The sequence below is a fragment of the Erythrobacter longus genome, assembly GCF_000715015.1.
Classification (GTDB): Bacteria; Pseudomonadota; Alphaproteobacteria; order Sphingomonadales; family Sphingomonadaceae; genus Erythrobacter; species Erythrobacter longus.
The window spans coordinates 165,454-179,244 of record NZ_JMIW01000007.1 but is presented as its reverse complement, the minus strand read 5'-3'; the positions used below and the strand labels follow the sequence as shown (position 1 = coordinate 179,244).

The 13,791-nt window shown below is 57.5% G+C and carries 15 protein-coding genes; 9 read left to right on the top strand and 6 right to left on the bottom strand.

The window, feature by feature from the left end; genetic code table 11:
- Positions 1-2: 2 nt before the first annotated feature.
- The 7 genes from EH31_RS14720 to EH31_RS14690 all read left to right on the top strand — a co-directional run bounded on the left by EH31_RS14720 (position 3) and on the right by EH31_RS14690 (position 8,008).
- Positions 3-476, top strand: coding sequence for a peroxiredoxin (locus EH31_RS14720; protein WP_034961688.1), 474 nt, complete (start codon positions 3-5; stop codon positions 474-476).
- Between the two features lie 6 nt (positions 477-482).
- Positions 483-1,286, top strand: coding sequence for a ferritin-like domain-containing protein (locus EH31_RS14715; RefSeq protein ID WP_034961686.1), 804 nt, complete (start codon positions 483-485; stop codon positions 1,284-1,286).
- Positions 1,287-1,504: 218 nt separating this feature from the next.
- Entirely contained in the window at positions 1,505-2,182 is a 678-nt protein-coding gene (locus EH31_RS14710; RefSeq protein WP_051699332.1) for a M23 family metallopeptidase, read from the top strand.
- A 243-nt stretch (positions 2,183-2,425) separates the two neighbouring features.
- The gene (locus EH31_RS14705) at positions 2,426-3,964 is read left to right on the top strand and encodes an acyl-CoA synthetase (RefSeq protein WP_034961684.1); all 1,539 of its coding nucleotides are present in this window, start codon (positions 2,426-2,428) and stop codon (positions 3,962-3,964) included.
- Between the two features lie 3 nt (positions 3,965-3,967).
- The gene (locus tag EH31_RS14700; protein WP_034961682.1) at positions 3,968-5,260 is read left to right on the top strand and encodes a cytochrome P450; all 1,293 of its coding nucleotides are present in this window, start codon (positions 3,968-3,970) and stop codon (positions 5,258-5,260) included.
- Between the two features lie 344 nt (positions 5,261-5,604).
- A complete protein-coding gene (locus EH31_RS14695; RefSeq protein WP_034961680.1) occupies positions 5,605-6,246 on the top strand; it encodes an OB-fold-containig protein in 642 nt (213 codons plus the stop codon).
- Positions 6,247-6,271: 25 nt separating this feature from the next.
- Positions 6,272-8,008, top strand: coding sequence for a flotillin family protein (locus tag EH31_RS14690; RefSeq protein WP_034961677.1), 1,737 nt, complete (start codon positions 6,272-6,274; stop codon positions 8,006-8,008).
- Between the two features lie 235 nt (positions 8,009-8,243).
- Here the strand turns inward: EH31_RS14690 and EH31_RS14685 are convergent, their stop codons facing one another.
- Both EH31_RS14685 and galU read right to left on the bottom strand, forming a co-directional pair.
- Positions 8,244-8,558, bottom strand: coding sequence for an immunity protein TriTu family protein (locus tag EH31_RS14685; RefSeq protein ID WP_152553589.1), 315 nt, complete (start codon positions 8,556-8,558; stop codon positions 8,244-8,246).
- A 99-nt stretch (positions 8,559-8,657) separates the two neighbouring features.
- Positions 8,658-9,536 (bottom strand): UTP--glucose-1-phosphate uridylyltransferase GalU, encoded by an 879-nt coding sequence (gene galU / locus EH31_RS14680; RefSeq protein ID WP_034961672.1) that lies wholly within the window; start codon positions 9,534-9,536, stop codon positions 8,658-8,660.
- A gap of 131 nt (positions 9,537-9,667) precedes the next feature.
- Between galU and murA the strand changes: the two genes are divergently transcribed.
- The gene (gene murA / locus EH31_RS14675) at positions 9,668-10,951 is read left to right on the top strand and encodes a UDP-N-acetylglucosamine 1-carboxyvinyltransferase (protein WP_034961670.1); all 1,284 of its coding nucleotides are present in this window, start codon (positions 9,668-9,670) and stop codon (positions 10,949-10,951) included.
- 156 nt (positions 10,952-11,107) lie between these two features.
- On the opposite strand, the gene EH31_RS14670 is transcribed toward murA, so the two are convergent.
- Positions 11,108-11,353 (bottom strand): ribbon-helix-helix domain-containing protein, encoded by a 246-nt coding sequence (locus EH31_RS14670; RefSeq protein ID WP_034961668.1) that lies wholly within the window; start codon positions 11,351-11,353, stop codon positions 11,108-11,110.
- 5 nt (positions 11,354-11,358) lie between these two features.
- Entirely contained in the window at positions 11,359-11,568 is a 210-nt protein-coding gene (locus EH31_RS14665) for a TIGR03643 family protein (RefSeq protein ID WP_034961666.1), read from the bottom strand.
- Between the two features lie 126 nt (positions 11,569-11,694).
- On the opposite strand from EH31_RS14665, the gene EH31_RS14660 reads away from it, so the two are divergent.
- Positions 11,695-12,456, top strand: a complete 762-nt coding sequence (locus EH31_RS14660; protein WP_034961664.1) for a helix-turn-helix domain-containing protein — start codon at positions 11,695-11,697, stop codon at positions 12,454-12,456.
- Between the two features lie 16 nt (positions 12,457-12,472).
- On the opposite strand, the gene EH31_RS14655 is transcribed toward EH31_RS14660, so the two are convergent.
- Together EH31_RS14655 and EH31_RS14650 are read right to left on the bottom strand one after the other, a co-directional pair.
- A complete protein-coding gene (locus tag EH31_RS14655) occupies positions 12,473-13,153 on the bottom strand; it encodes a PilZ domain-containing protein (RefSeq protein ID WP_206742044.1) in 681 nt (226 codons plus the stop codon).
- A gap of 232 nt (positions 13,154-13,385) precedes the next feature.
- Positions 13,386-13,781, bottom strand: coding sequence for a RidA family protein (locus EH31_RS14650; protein ID WP_034961660.1), 396 nt, complete (start codon positions 13,779-13,781; stop codon positions 13,386-13,388).
- Between the last annotated feature and the right edge of the window lie 10 nt (positions 13,782-13,791).

The window sequence follows — 13,791 nt, the reverse complement described above, 5'->3', positions numbered from 1 at the left end:
CGATGACCGATTTTCCAACCGTGGGTGACACGCTTCCCGATATTGCGATGGGCACACCCGAAGGCGGCACGGTGAAGCCGTCCGATTTCGCTGGCAAGAAGCTCGTTCTGTTTTTCTACCCCAAGGACAACACGCCCGGTTGCACGACCGAGGCGAAGGACTTCACCGCTCTTAAAGGAGAGTTCGACGCAGCCGGCGTTGAGCTCCTCGGCATTTCCAAAGACAGCGCGAAAAAGCACCAGAACTTTATTGCAAAGCACGATCTGACAACGCCGCTTGCCACTGATGCAGAAGAGGGCGGGCTTTCCGATGCGCTTGGCATTTGGACCGAGAAACAAATGTACGGCAAAACCTATATGGGAATGGTGCGCACGACCTATCTCGTGGCCGCTGATGGCAAGATCGCGCAGGTCTGGAACAAGGTGAAGGTGAAAGGGCACGCCGAAGAGGTTCTGGCTGCGGCTAAGGCTCTTTAAGCAATCATGCAAAGCGCTGCTCAATCGGTTTCAAGTGCCATTCGCGGCGCACTCCTCACAAGCGACCCGCGTGCCAAATGCTTTGCCACGCGCGATGTTGCCCGGCGGTGGCGCAAAGGCGCGCTTGCCTTTGCTTTCGACGAAGCGATGCCAGAGGAGCCCGCACGGCCAGAGCGACCCGAGCTCCTCCCACCCAACAAAATGCCCAAGCGCGGCAAATTCGGCTCCCAGCGCGCTCGCATCGCCATGTGGCACAGTCTGGCGCACATCGAATTCGTCGCCATCGACCTGGCGCTCGATATGGCAGGCCGATTTGGCGCTGAGATGGGCGAGGAGTTTGTCTCCGACTTCCTTTATGTCGCCGCGGATGAGGCGATGCATTTTGCACTGCTGTCGCGAAAGCTTGAGAGCATGGGCAGCCACTACGGCGCTCTGCCTGCGCATGGCGGATTGTGGCAAGCAGCACATGAGACAAGGCACGATGTCGCAGCGAGGTTGGCGATTGTTCCGATGGTGCTTGAGGCGCGCGGTCTGGATGTAACACCGGCAACGCTAGAGCGGGTCAAAGCGGCCGGTGATGAGCATGGCGCAAAGATTTTGACCCGCATTCTTGACGATGAAATTCGGCATGTCGGGTTTGGGACCAAATACTTTTTGCGCATCGTCGCAGATTCTGGCGAGAGGCCCGAATCTGTCTGGAAATCCCTTGTTCGCAAGCATTTCAGAGGGCTGGTTAAGCCGCCATTTAACGACTCAGCCCGTCTTGCTGCCGGTTTATCGCGAGGTTTCTACGAAGACATTGCGGTTTAACGAATCACGCCGATAACACTTTCTTACAAGTTCGGTGCTCAAACCTGAGTCGCGAATCATTAACCACGCCAACTGAGGGTTTTCGGCCCTTTGAGAACAAAACATCGGCGTTGTTGTAAACTGTGAGTGGCGTAAAGCGCGCCAGATAGGACCGGGTCAGTATGAGCACGCTTTGGCGTCCCATTTCGAAAGCAGCTTCTGCATTATGCGCTGCTGCCATGCTTTTTGTGAGCCCCGGCGTTCACGCAAATTCTTCTGCAAACACGGCTGCTGATATCACCGCGCCAGTACGCGAAGCCCAGGCTGAAACCCTTGCCAATGGCGATGAGCGTTTCCGTGAACTGTTTGCAAGCTGGACCGCTCTCGATAGCGTGAAAACGCCTCAGGAAAACGAGCCGATCTCGGTTTTTGAACGTCCAACTGTTTCTGTCCCGTCGCTGACTCCTGTGAACGGCGCGCGTTTGACGAGCAATTTCGGGATGCGCAGCCACCCGGTGCGTGGCGGCCGCCGGATGCACAAAGGCGTCGATCTTGCAGCGCCGACCGGAACGCCGGTTTACGCCGCCGCCGATGGACTTGTTAGCCTTGCCCGCAGTGGTCGTGGCTATGGGCTTTACATCAAAATCGATCACGGAGCGGACCTCGAAACCCGTTATGCACACTTGTCGCGCCTCGCTGTTTCTGCAGGGGAGCGCGTCGAGAAAGGTGAGATCATTGGTTACGTCGGATCGACCGGTTGGTCGACTGGACCACACCTTCATTACGAAGTGCGCGTAGATGGGGTTGCAGTTGACCCAATTCACTATATGGTATCAGACAGAGAGCCAGCGAGGCTTGCCGAAACCGAGCAGACACTGCTCGAAGGACGGCGCCGGGTTGGTTCGGGCGGGGAGTAGTCCTCGCGAGTCGAGTTTGCGTCCGTTTATTCGGACTAGAGCTGCCCGCCTATGAGCGGGTCGGACATTGGAGAGGGTGTCCGATATTGGGCGGCGGGTTATCCCGCCGCCTATTTTTTTGCCTGTCTCATTCTCCCCCATACGAAATGGCTTGAGCAGCGCTGGCCTTGCGTTAGGTTGCTCCTAGAGACTGTTTGCCAGGCCTTTGTTGTGAGGCTTTGAGCGACTGGAATGGAGAGAGACATGAGTTTGCACCCGATCGCCCATGCGGCGTCGCGCCCCGACCACCCGGCTGTCATTATGGCTGGAAGCGGGGCGCAGATGACTTTCAAGCAACTGGACGAGGCCTCCAATCGCTTTGCCCATTTGCTGCGCGACCGTGGGTTTGGCCCATCGGATGCCTTCGGGGTGCTTCTGGAAAACCGGATGGAGTATTTCACCCTTATCTGGGGTTCGCAGCGGTGCGGGGCGATGTTGGTTCCGATTTCGACCCGTCTAACCGCTCCAGAAATCTCCTATATCTTGCGCGATTCTGAGGCGAAGATTCTCATCACCTCACCCGCTTACGCAGAAGTGGTCGAAGGGATCCGCGCCGAGCTTCGCGAACTTGAGATCCTCGTCGTGGATAGCGGCGGCGATGATGACTTTGATGCAGCTTTGGCAGAGCAATCGGCGGAGACAGTCACAGACCCGACGCCGGGCCAGGTGATGCTCTATTCCTCGGGCACCACGGGCCGCCCCAAGGGCGTGCGCCCACCGCCCCCACCTGATCCAGATGTGCAAGCGCCCGTCCCCCTGATGGGCTTGGCGACCATGGGTGCCGGGATGCCGGCGGATGGCTCAATGGTCTATCTGTGTCCTGCGCCCCTCTATCATGCGGCCCCGATCGGCTGGGCCTCTACCGCTCAGCGCTTGGGCGGTACAGTCGTGGTTATGGAGAAATTCGACCCTGAAGACGCGCTTGCGGCGATCGAGAAATACAAGATCACCGACAGCCAATGGGTGCCCACCCACTTCGTGCGCTTCCTCAAACTCGATGAAGAGGCTCGCAATCGCTACGACCTTTCATCGCACCAGCGCGCGCTTCATGCTGCCGCGCCGTGCCCTGTTCCGATAAAGCACGAGATGATCAGCTGGTGGGGGCCCATCATCAACGAATATTACGCCGGGTCCGAAGGCATCGGTATGACCTTGGTGAAATCCGAGCAATGGTTGGAGTACCCCGGCACCGTGGGGACGGCGATTTACGGCAAGCTCCACATTTGCGGTCCCGATGGTGAAGAAGTGCCAGCGGGCACCGATGGCCTGATTTATTTCGAAAATGATCTCCTGCCGAGCTATCACAAGGACCCTGAGAAGACGAAAGAGGCGATGCACCCCAAGGGCTGGATGACGCTGGGTGATATTGGCCATGTCAATGAGGCGGGGTACCTCTTCCTCACGGATCGCAAGAGCCACATGATCATTTCGGGCGGGGTCAATATCTACCCGCAGGAGATCGAGAATTTGCTGGTCACTCACGACAAGATCATGGACGCAGCCGTCATCGGAGCCCCGTGCCCTGAGCTTGGCGAGAAGGTCGTGGCGGTCATTCAGCCCATGACGATGGATGATGCAGGCGATGCGCTTGAGGCGGAGCTGCGCGATTTCCTTGCGCCCAATTTGGCCCGCATCAAAATGCCCAAACAGTTCGACTTTCGCCCGGACTTGCCGCGCGAGGCCAATGGCAAACTCTATAAGCGCGAGCTTCGCGACGAGTATGCAGCAAAGGCGGCAGGGTAAGTCATGAGCAAACCTGCTGTTCTGCCAGAAGACATCGCCCGCGAGGTGATCGCGCCTGAAAGCTATGCTGAATGGAACGGCGTGCTCGATACATTCGACCGGCTTCGTGAAGAGATGCCGGTCGCAAAAGTTATCGCCGAGGATGACGTGTTCGAACCCTTCTGGCTGATCACAAGATACGAAGATGTGATGCGCATCTCGAAGGACAACAAGACCTTCCTCAACAATCCAAAACCGGTGGTTTTTTCGACCCGAGAGGCAACGGCGTTCTCTCAAGCAGCGACCGGCTCCAACATGCTGGTCGATAGCCTTGTGGTCTTCGATGCGCCGATACACCCCAAATATCGCAAGCTCACCATGGATTGGTTCATGCCGCGCAATCTGGACAAGATCGAAGCGGAGATCCGTGCTCTGGCGCATCGCACGGTGGACCGGATGATTGAAGCCGGGCCCGAAGTCGACTTCGTCATAGAGGTATCGGGCCCTTATCCTTTGCATGTGGTGATGCAGATTCTCGGCGTTCCCGAAGAGGATGAGCCGCGCATGATGATGCTGACCCAGCAGATGTTCGGCGGGCAGGACGCTGACCTTTCGGGCACCGGCATGGACAACATGACGCCTGAGCAAGTGCTCCAGCTTGTCTCTGGCGCGGTAAAGAGCTTTGAGGACTACTTCGCCCAGCTCGCAAAAGATCGCCGCGCGAACCCGACAGATGATGTAGCCAGCGTCATCGCCAACGCACTGGTCGATGGAAAGCCGCTGCCGCCGCGCGATCTGGCTGGCTATTACATCATTGTTGCAACCGCTGGCCACGACACCACCAGCGCGTCGACCGCAGGGGCGATGATGGCGCTTGCCAATGATCCGGAGCAATTCGCGCGAGTGAAGGCGGACCGCTCGCTCCTGCCCGGCATCGTCGAAGAGGCGATCCGTTGGACGTCGCCGGTGCAGCATTTCATGCGCACGGCGGCCGAGGATGTCGAAGTGGGCGGGCAGCAAATCAAGGCGGGCGATTGGATGATGATCAACTATGTCGCAGCCAATCATGACCCGGCGCAGTTCGAAAACCCTCGCAAATTTGATGCGGCCCGCTCTCCCAATCGCCACTTGGCTTTCGGAGCAGGGGCTCACCAGTGTCTGGGGCTGCATCTGGCGCGGCTGGAGATGCGCATTCTGTTCGAAGCGCTGCTTGACCGGATTGAGAGCATTGCGCCTGCTGGCGAGGCCAAGCGCTCTAACAGCACATTTGTGGGTGGGCTAAAGACGCTGCCTTTGCGGATTACGCCCGCCTCGTAATGCAAGCCCCCATCCCGCGCGCGCTGGGGAGCGGGAGCTCAGACTAACCACAATCCGGCCTTACTTCGGGGCACCTGCAGGAAATTCTGAACGCTCGGAGCGTGATCAAGCTTTTTATATGTTGATATATTCGCAATAATTCAAGAGTTCGCGTGAAAGATATGTTCGGCACACGTATTATTGAAACAACAGATCCGATTTTACTGTCTTTTTCAGACAATATCTGTTAATAACACATTCATGGGATGGATTTGGAAACGTGCCGCTTTTTGTGAAGGCGGAGGCGTTTTTACGAGCAGCAAACTCGTGAAAACCGCCTCCCTTTATGAAAAGGAGGTGAGTTTATGACATTACTAGAAGCCCACAATCTGCCTTTCGCCATCGCGTTGGGCGCGCTTTTTGTAATCGCCTTGCTCCAGGTTTTTGGCGTAGGTGATTTGTTCGATAGCGCGAGCGACATTGAGATCGAAGTGGACGCCGATATCGCAGATGGGCTCCAGGCTAGTGGCTTTATGGACGGATTGTTTACCGTCCTTGGCCTTGGCAAGGTGCCGTTTCTTATCTGGTTATCCTGTCTGCTCTTTGTATTCTCGCTCACCGGTGTGGTGGGCCAATGGATCATCGGCGCAGCCATCGGTCAGCCGTTAGGGGCGGGGCTGGCAGCTTTACTGGCCGGCGCAGCGGCATTGCCCATCAATGGCATGTTAGTACGTCCATTGGCCAACATCCTGCCGCAAGATGAAAGTTCGGCGGTAGGTCTTAACAGCTTGGTTCGGCGTGATGCTGTCATTCAGACGGGAATTGCGCGGCTCAAATCGCCGGCCCGTGCTGAAGTGAAAGATGCCTTTGGGCATCCCCATTTTGTAATGGTCGAACCGCAAGACCCCGAGGCGGAACTGGCCGAAGGCGAAACAGTCATGCTCGTGCGCCGCGAAGGAGAGATCTTTTTCGGCGTGCGCTACGAAAGCCCGCTGCTTCAGCCATGAACCGAATTATTTGATTGGAGAAGAGATGGACCTGATTACACTTCTTATGTTTGTTGGTGGCGGCATTGCGCTGCTGCTGATCATCTTCATTATGCTGACGACGCTTTACCGCCGCGCATCGAAGGAAACCGCATTTGTGCGGACCGGTGTTGGCGGTGAGAAGGTCGTGATGAACGGCGGCGCTTTGGTGCTGCCTGTCTTCCACGAGACCATGCCGGTCAACATGAACACGCTTGTTCTCGCGGTTGTTCGCCGCGATGCGGAGGCTCTCATTACGCTCGACCGTCTGCGGATCGACGTGAAGGCGGAATTCTACGTCCGCGTTCGCCCTGATGCAGGCGCGATTGCGATGGCCGCGCAGACGCTGGGCCAGCGCACGATGCAACCGGAAATGCTCAAAGACCTGGTGGAAGGTAAATTCGTCGACGCGCTGCGTTCGGTCGCCGCTGGCATGAGCATGAACGAACTGCACGAACAACGCGCAGATTTTGTGCAAAAAGTGCAGCAAGTGTCGTCCAACGACTTGGCCATGAACGGGCTTGAGCTTGAATCGGTCTCGCTCACCGGTCTCGACCAGACCAGCATCGAACACTTCAACGCCAACAATGCGTTTGACGCAGAAGGCCTGACCAAGCTCACCGAGCAGATCGAAGCGCGCAAGAAACTGCGTAACGATATCGAGCAGGACACCCGCGTTCAGATGGAAAGCAAAAACCTCGAAGCGGATCAGAGAAGCTTCGAGATCAGTCGTGACACCGAGTATGCTCGGCTTGGCCAAGAGCGCGAAGTCGAAGTGCGCCGCGCATCGCAAATGTCTGAAATCGCGCGCGAACAGGCAGAGCGTCAGCGCGAAGCGGATGCTGCCCGGATTGAGGCGAAGAAGCAGGTCGATGCGCAGCAGATTGAGGCGGACCGCCTTGTCGAAGAAGCCCGGATCGATCAGCAACGCGCGCTTGAGATCGCTCGTCAAGAGCAGCAGATCGCGGTGCAGAACAAGTCGCGTGAGGAAAGCCAGGCCAAAGCCGAAGCGGATGCTGCGCGTGCTCTGGCGGTTGCCGCCGAAGAGCAAGTTGTGACCTCGCGTGAAAGCGAAATTGCAGAGCGTCAGAAGAAGATCGAGCTGATCGAAGCGGCGAAAGTGGCTGAGCGTGACGCGATCTCGATCAAGGTCGAAGCGGAAGCCGAAAAGGACGCGGCGGCCAACCGTGCTGAGGCTTCACGTCTCGAAGCCAAGGGTCAGGCGGATGCCGAAATCCTCCGCGCCGAAGCGGACCGTGTGCGCTTTGAAGTGGAGGCTGCAGGCCAACGGGCCGTCAATGAAGCTGCGAACATCCTTTCGATGGATCAGATCAGCCTTCAGACCAAGCTTGCTCTGCTCAAGGTTCTGCCAGAGGTCATCCGTGAAAGCGCCAAGCCGATGGAAGCGATCGATTCGATCAAGATCGTTCAAGTCGATGGGCTTACTCAAAAAGGCGGCGGTTCGTCGGGTGCACCGGGGGCCTCCGGTGGAGGCTCAGGCAATCTTGCGAACGACGCTGTCTCCGCAGCCCTCGCCTACCGCGCGCAGGCCCCTGTGCTTGACGGGCTGATGAAGGAACTCGGCCTTGATGGCTCATCGCTGGGCAGCCTTGCACAAGGTGCGGCAGCGGAAGTGGCACCGGCCAATGACAAATCGCTCGCCGAAATCATGAGCGATGTGGCCGAGCAAGTCGAAGAAGCCGAAGAGCGCCACGGCAGCCAAGAGGGCGAAGCGGCCGAATAACCCACTACCGTCACCCTGGCCTACGAGCCGGGGTCCAGCTGACTTAGCGACTGTGCAAAAGAAGCTGGACCCCGGATCAAGTCCGGGGTGACGATGTCTTCGGGAAAGTTACCCCGGCCACCGGGTCGAGCTCCGAGGCTGTGCGGGTTTTCTATTTTTCTGGAGTGTACAACACGCGATCGTGGGAGTGCGCCGACCCGAAATCAGGTGGCTCCGGAGATTTATCTATGACCGTTCAATCCTCGTAAAACGCGAGGAAGGTCGCAAGAAGCGATTCTACCGTTTCATCATTCGCTTCGAGCCCTGCTTCATTGACCAGGTCAGCTGCGCTGTCCGCATCAATTAACTGATAGTCACAAAGCCCGTTCTTCCAGAACCCGATATATCCAAGTCGATCAGCTGAATCGAGTTGCAGCCCGAAGCTAGGATTTGATTTGCACTCCGGAATGTCTCTGTTGTCATAAGGTTCGATTAACATGAACTGGTCGGCATCCAGTTCACGGACTCTATCGCCGAACCAGTCTGCCCATTTATCGAATGAAAACATCATGTCCATCTTTCAGACCTAGACTCTCCATACACTCGGGTCGAAAACGGGCATTCACACAAGAGAGGGTCTTAAAGAACTAGCCGCTTCTCAATTTTAGAATCAGCCCAACAACCTTTCCGCCATCGCGCGTACATCCGCGCCCATGTCTTCTCGCTCCAGCGCCAGTGCCAAGGTCGCCTCGACGAAGCCAAGCTTGCTCCCGCAGTCATAGCGATTGCCGTCGAACGTCACCGCGTGGAACGGTTGGGTTCCGATCATCTTGGCCATGGCATCAGTTAGCTGGATTTCGCCCCCTGCACCCTTTTCCTGCGTCTCAAGCGTGCGCATAACTTCGGGTTGGAGGATGTAGCGGCCTGAGACGATCTTGTTGGATGGGGCCTCTGACACCGGCGGTTTTTCAACCAGCCCGGTGACTTCGGTGAGTGCCCCGTTCTGCGCGCCGGGCGCGATAACACCGTAGCTGGAGACCTCTTCCATCGGCACTTCGAGCACGCTGATGAGATTGCCACCAACTTTTTCGTACGCGTCGACCATCTGTTTCATACAGCCGGTGCCGCCCTTCTTGCCGATCATCAGCTCATCGGGAAGGAAGATCGCAAAAGGTTCATCCCCCACAATCGCGCGCGCGCACCAGATGGCGTGTCCCAAGCCCATGGGTACTTGCTGGCGCACGGTCATGATGTCGCCCGGTGTTGCGCGGGTGGGGTCAAGCACACCCATGTCTTTACCGCGAGAGCTCATCGTGTCTTCAAGCTCGTAGGCGATATCGAAATGCTCAACGATGGCCGTCTTGCCGCGGCCGGTCACAAAGATCATCTGCTCGATCCCTGCCTCGCGTGCTTCGTCAACGGCATATTGGATAAGCGGACGGTCGACGATTGGCAGCAATTCCTTGGGGATCGCCTTTGTTGCTGGCAAGAAGCGAGTGCCCAGCCCTGCCACGGGAAAGACGGCTTTCTTGATCGGTTTCTGGCTCATTGGATTTGCCCCTGGATCCATTGTTATTGTTTGCACGCCACGTGCCCTGTGCGCTGCCCCCGTGTCAATGATGCGGATGGAGTGCGCGCGCTGAGTTGCGCGCCAGCGAGGTTTTGATAAGGCGTTTCTTCATGGACAAACTCATTATCAAGGGCGGCAACCGCCTTTCCGGCACTATTCCTGTTTCAGGCGCGAAGAATGCGGCACTGACGCTTATCCCATGCGCGCTTCTGACCGAAGAACCGCTCACCTTGCGCAACCTGCCTCGGCTTGCCGATATTGACGGTTTCCAGCATTTGATGGGGCAGTTTGGCGTAAGCGTAAGCATTCAGGGCAACAACCGCCCTGAAGATTTTGGCCGTATCGTCACCTATCAGGCAGCGCGTGTTACCTCGACCGTTGCGCCCTATGATCTGGTCCGCAAAATGCGCGCCTCTATCCTTGTGCTTGGGCCGATGCTCGCTCGAATGGGTGAGGCGACGGTTTCGATGCCGGGCGGCTGCGCGATTGGGAACCGGCCGATTGACCTGCACCTAAAAGCGCTTGAGGCGTTTGGGGCAGAGATTGAGCTCGCTGCGGGCTATGTCAAAGCTACCGCGCCAAAGGGCGGGCTTCCCGGCGGCGATTTTGACTTCCCCGTCGTCTCAGTGGGTGCGACCGAGAACGCGCTGATGGCAGCGGTGCTTGCGAATGGGACAAGCCGCCTGTTCAACGCCGCGCGCGAACCTGAAATTGTGGACCTGTGCAATTTGCTTGTCGCGATGGGCGCAGAGATTGAAGGGATCGGTACAAGCGACCTCACCATCCATGGGGTAAAGCGTCTGCACGGCGCGACTTACCGCGTCATGCCCGACCGGATCGAGGCAGGCTCCTATGCCTGCGCTGCGGCAATCACCGGAGGCGAAGTGCGATTAGAAGGAGCGAGCGCGCACGACATGGCCTCAACCCTCCACGCGCTCCAGAGCATTGGCCTCCACATTGAAGAGGATGCGAAGGGCGTCACCGTCAAATCGAATGGCGTGCTTAAACCCACCGACCTTACGACCGCGCCCTTTCCGGGTCTTGCAACCGATATGCAGGCGCAATTGATGAGCCTTTTGTGCAAGGCTGAAGGGACAAGCGTCCTTAAGGAAACCATCTTCGAAAACCGCTTTATGCACGTGCCGGAGCTTGCGCGTATGGGCGCAGACATCTCGACCGAGGGGCGCACCGCTATCGTGAAGGGCCCAGTGCATCTCACCGGCGCTGAGGTGATGGCAACGGACCTGCGCGCCTCAATGAGCCTGATTATCGCAGCGCTTGCCGCAGAAGGGGAGACGACGGTGCGCCGCATCTATCACCTTGATCGGGGCTATGAGCGATTGGAGGAGAAGCTCCAACTGCTCGGTGCCGATATCGAGCGGGTGGACGACTAAGGTTTGCGCCAAAGGGCGGGGCTTCGCCTTGGGTTGGCCTGCAAATCGCCTCAGACTGCCCTTCCGGTGCTCACGACCCCAAAGGTCGCTGCGCGCCGGGTGTCAGCCCCGCACAATTTTCGGCGAAACCCAAGCCAAAGCGTCTGTGCCTGAGTGTTAGTTGGTTTGGACGCTCCGCTGCGCCACCAACCACACCCGAATGGCGCTTGCGAGGCCCGGCGGGGTATCGGATTGGATGCGCTCCGCATCGATTTTTGCGACCAGCGCGCTCACTGGCGTATCTGCTTCATCCGCTGCTGCCTTGAGCATATCCCAGAAGACCGGCTCAAGACTGATGCTGGTCCTGTGTCCTTCAATCGCAATCGAGCGTTTGACCGGCGGGTGATAGGGCGGCGTCGGCATTTGGCTCACTTATAATGCTCACGCCGATCAGAGAATGTGCGTACACGCTTGCGCCATGCGCGGTAACTTCCCGGCTTCAGATTATCGCGCATAAGCTCTTTGACCTCGCGCTCTTTAAGGCCAAACTCGGCCTCGATCACGCCAAAGGGCATGTGGTCGCTCAATGCCATTTCGATGACGGCGCTGATTTCAGATTGTGAGAGGTTTGTGGACATTGGTGGCTTACCTTTGCGAGCCCCCTACTCTGCTATTGCGTCAACCGCCAGACGCCTAAGCATCAATGGCCTTTACAAGAATTTTGGGGTAGCGTCTGGCACCAAACTGTTTCTAGGGTTTGCGCCATGGCTTCTGCCCACCACAATCTCACGGACAAAGAGAAGGAAACCTTGCGCCTGATTGCACGAGGGCATGATGCGAAGTCTGCAGCAAACGAACTCGATCTTTCGGTGCACACGATCAATGAACGCCTGCGAAATTCGCGGCGCAAGATGGAGGTCACAAGCAGTCGCGAAGCGGCCCGAAGGCTTCTTGAAGTGGAGGCAGAGGCTGTCGAGACAGGACCCAAAGATTTAGCATACAAGGAATTGAGGGATGCAGATCTCCTCGCGGTCACCGATCCTCTTCCCATCGTCAAACAGGGCCGCACAATGGCCCTCTGGATTGGAGGAATCGCCATTATGTCTATAACCATTTCTGCTCTTATCTTTGCCCTGTCCGGCACGCTGACCCCGGCCCAACCCAACACGCAGATTGCGATCGCCGAGTTGGCGCCAGTAGATCCCGCGCCCGAAGAGGCTGCTCGCGCATGGCTCACACTGGTCGATGCCTCCGATTGGCAGGCTAGCTTTGAGGCGGCAGGCGCGGCTTTCCGAGAACCCAACACTGTCGAGGGGTGGCAGGCTGCGTCACAGCAAGCGCGAACGCCGCTCGGCTCGGTCACGAAGCGTGAGGCCATCAAAACCGAATTTGTGAATGCCCCGCCAAATGGCTTTATGCTCGTACGTTTTCTGACGAGTTTTGAAAGCGGTGCCACCACTATCGAGACTGTCACCTTGGAACGCGAGGCAGGTGGTCTCAAAGTCGTCGGCTATCTGATTGAATGAAACGGTGCAGCTTTATCTAGGCCGCCCGCGCCTTTGCCAGAAGCTTTGCAAAGCGGCTTTTCTTCGCATCGCCAAACGGCTGAAGCGTTGCGGCGCATTGGGCTAGCTCTTCGGTCGAGAGCGGGTGTTGGAATTGAAGGCCGAAATAATCGTCTTCATTCCAACGCACAGTCGCCAGCTGCGGCGGAAGGCCGGGCAGCTCAAAGCTGATAAGCCCCTGAGATCGAAGATCGTCTTCACAAATGATTTTTGCACCTTCGCAGGAAAGATCGACCAGCAGCGCGTCCATCGCATGACGTCTGTCCTGAACGCGCGCCATTGCCTCAAATCTGAGCCGCATTGGCCGCAAAGTGTGTTGGGTATCTTCGCGCAAAAACTCATCCAGAGTGATGGTGCATCCAAACCGGTATCCCGCCTGGCGCGACTGTGCCCAGACGCGTTCGACCGGGTAAGTCATGCCATTGGCGAGCTGTAAGAGGGTGCGCGATTCGGGCGGCACATCGTGCAAGAAGCCAAGGCCAACCCCTTTTTCGGACACATCGCGAATGAGACACAAATATTCGCCGCTTTGACACACAAGCTTTGCACGGCGCAGCATAAGGTTTGCCCTATGCGATTGGCGCTGCGATTGGTCCTGCGACTGGTCTTGTGCCTCGTGCTTATCGGCACGGGTTTCGTTTCGGTTCGACTGTTCCACCTTGCTTGCTCCTGAAGCGCTGGAGAAGATGTGGACCGAACGCACCCGGTAGCTCCCTCTTTTCGGAGAGCTTTTTCACAGGGTTCACACCTTCGTAACCTGTATTAAGGAAAGCTAGGCGAAGAGAGTTAAGAAAGTCCTAATGCGCAGTGTCCCCGACCACGTGGCGGCGCCTTGTCAAAGCTCTTCTGGCATCACAACGTACTTGTGAGCCTCGCCTATGCCAGACCTGTCATGCGACCGCCGTTCCCTCGATCTCGATCATGATGTCAGGGTGATAGAGTTCATTCACGCCAAGCAATGTTGAAACGATTTCGGCCCCTGCTTCGCCATGGATCGGCATGATCTGTTCGGCCGCTTCCATAAAGGCGGTCACATCGGTCACGTAAAAATTGAGCCGCACCAGATTGCTTGCATCCATCCCGGCCGAGGCCAGCGCGTCGAGAAGGCATTGCCACGCGGCCTTGTACTGCGCGACCATATCGCCCGGGTGCAGCGGCGCGCCTTCGGCATCGCTCGCGGTCTGGCCGGAGAGATAAAGCGTGCGTTCCCCGCCGTTTACCTCGACCCCGTGGTTAAGACCAAAGCCTTGCAGCCAGGCGCTCGGATTGTGTGTCGTCTTTTGCATTATTCCCTCC

Coding starts and splice junctions, on each gene's coding strand:
- EH31_RS14705 (WP_034961684.1), top strand. CDS start 2,426: ATGAGTTTGCACCCGATCGCCCATGCGGCGTCGCGCCCCGACCACCCG.
- murA (WP_034961670.1), top strand. CDS start 9,668: ATGGACAAACTCATTATCAAGGGCGGCAACCGCCTTTCCGGCACTATT.
- EH31_RS14715 (WP_034961686.1), top strand. CDS start 483: ATGCAAAGCGCTGCTCAATCGGTTTCAAGTGCCATTCGCGGCGCACTC.
- EH31_RS14720 (WP_034961688.1), top strand. CDS start 3: ATGACCGATTTTCCAACCGTGGGTGACACGCTTCCCGATATTGCGATG.
- EH31_RS14685 (WP_152553589.1), bottom strand. CDS start 8,558: ATGATGTTTTCATTCGATAAATGGGCAGACTGGTTCGGCGATAGAGTC.
- EH31_RS14660 (WP_034961664.1), top strand. CDS start 11,695: ATGGCTTCTGCCCACCACAATCTCACGGACAAAGAGAAGGAAACCTTG.
- EH31_RS14695 (WP_034961680.1), top strand. CDS start 5,605: ATGACATTACTAGAAGCCCACAATCTGCCTTTCGCCATCGCGTTGGGC.
- EH31_RS14670 (WP_034961668.1), bottom strand. CDS start 11,353: ATGCCGACGCCGCCCTATCACCCGCCGGTCAAACGCTCGATTGCGATT.
- EH31_RS14700 (WP_034961682.1), top strand. CDS start 3,968: ATGAGCAAACCTGCTGTTCTGCCAGAAGACATCGCCCGCGAGGTGATC.
- EH31_RS14665 (WP_034961666.1), bottom strand. CDS start 11,568: ATGTCCACAAACCTCTCACAATCTGAAATCAGCGCCGTCATCGAAATG.
- EH31_RS14690 (WP_034961677.1), top strand. CDS start 6,272: ATGGACCTGATTACACTTCTTATGTTTGTTGGTGGCGGCATTGCGCTG.
- EH31_RS14710 (WP_051699332.1), top strand. CDS start 1,505: ATGCTTTTTGTGAGCCCCGGCGTTCACGCAAATTCTTCTGCAAACACG.
- EH31_RS14650 (WP_034961660.1), bottom strand. CDS start 13,781: ATGCAAAAGACGACACACAATCCGAGCGCCTGGCTGCAAGGCTTTGGT.
- galU (WP_034961672.1), bottom strand. CDS start 9,536: ATGAGCCAGAAACCGATCAAGAAAGCCGTCTTTCCCGTGGCAGGGCTG.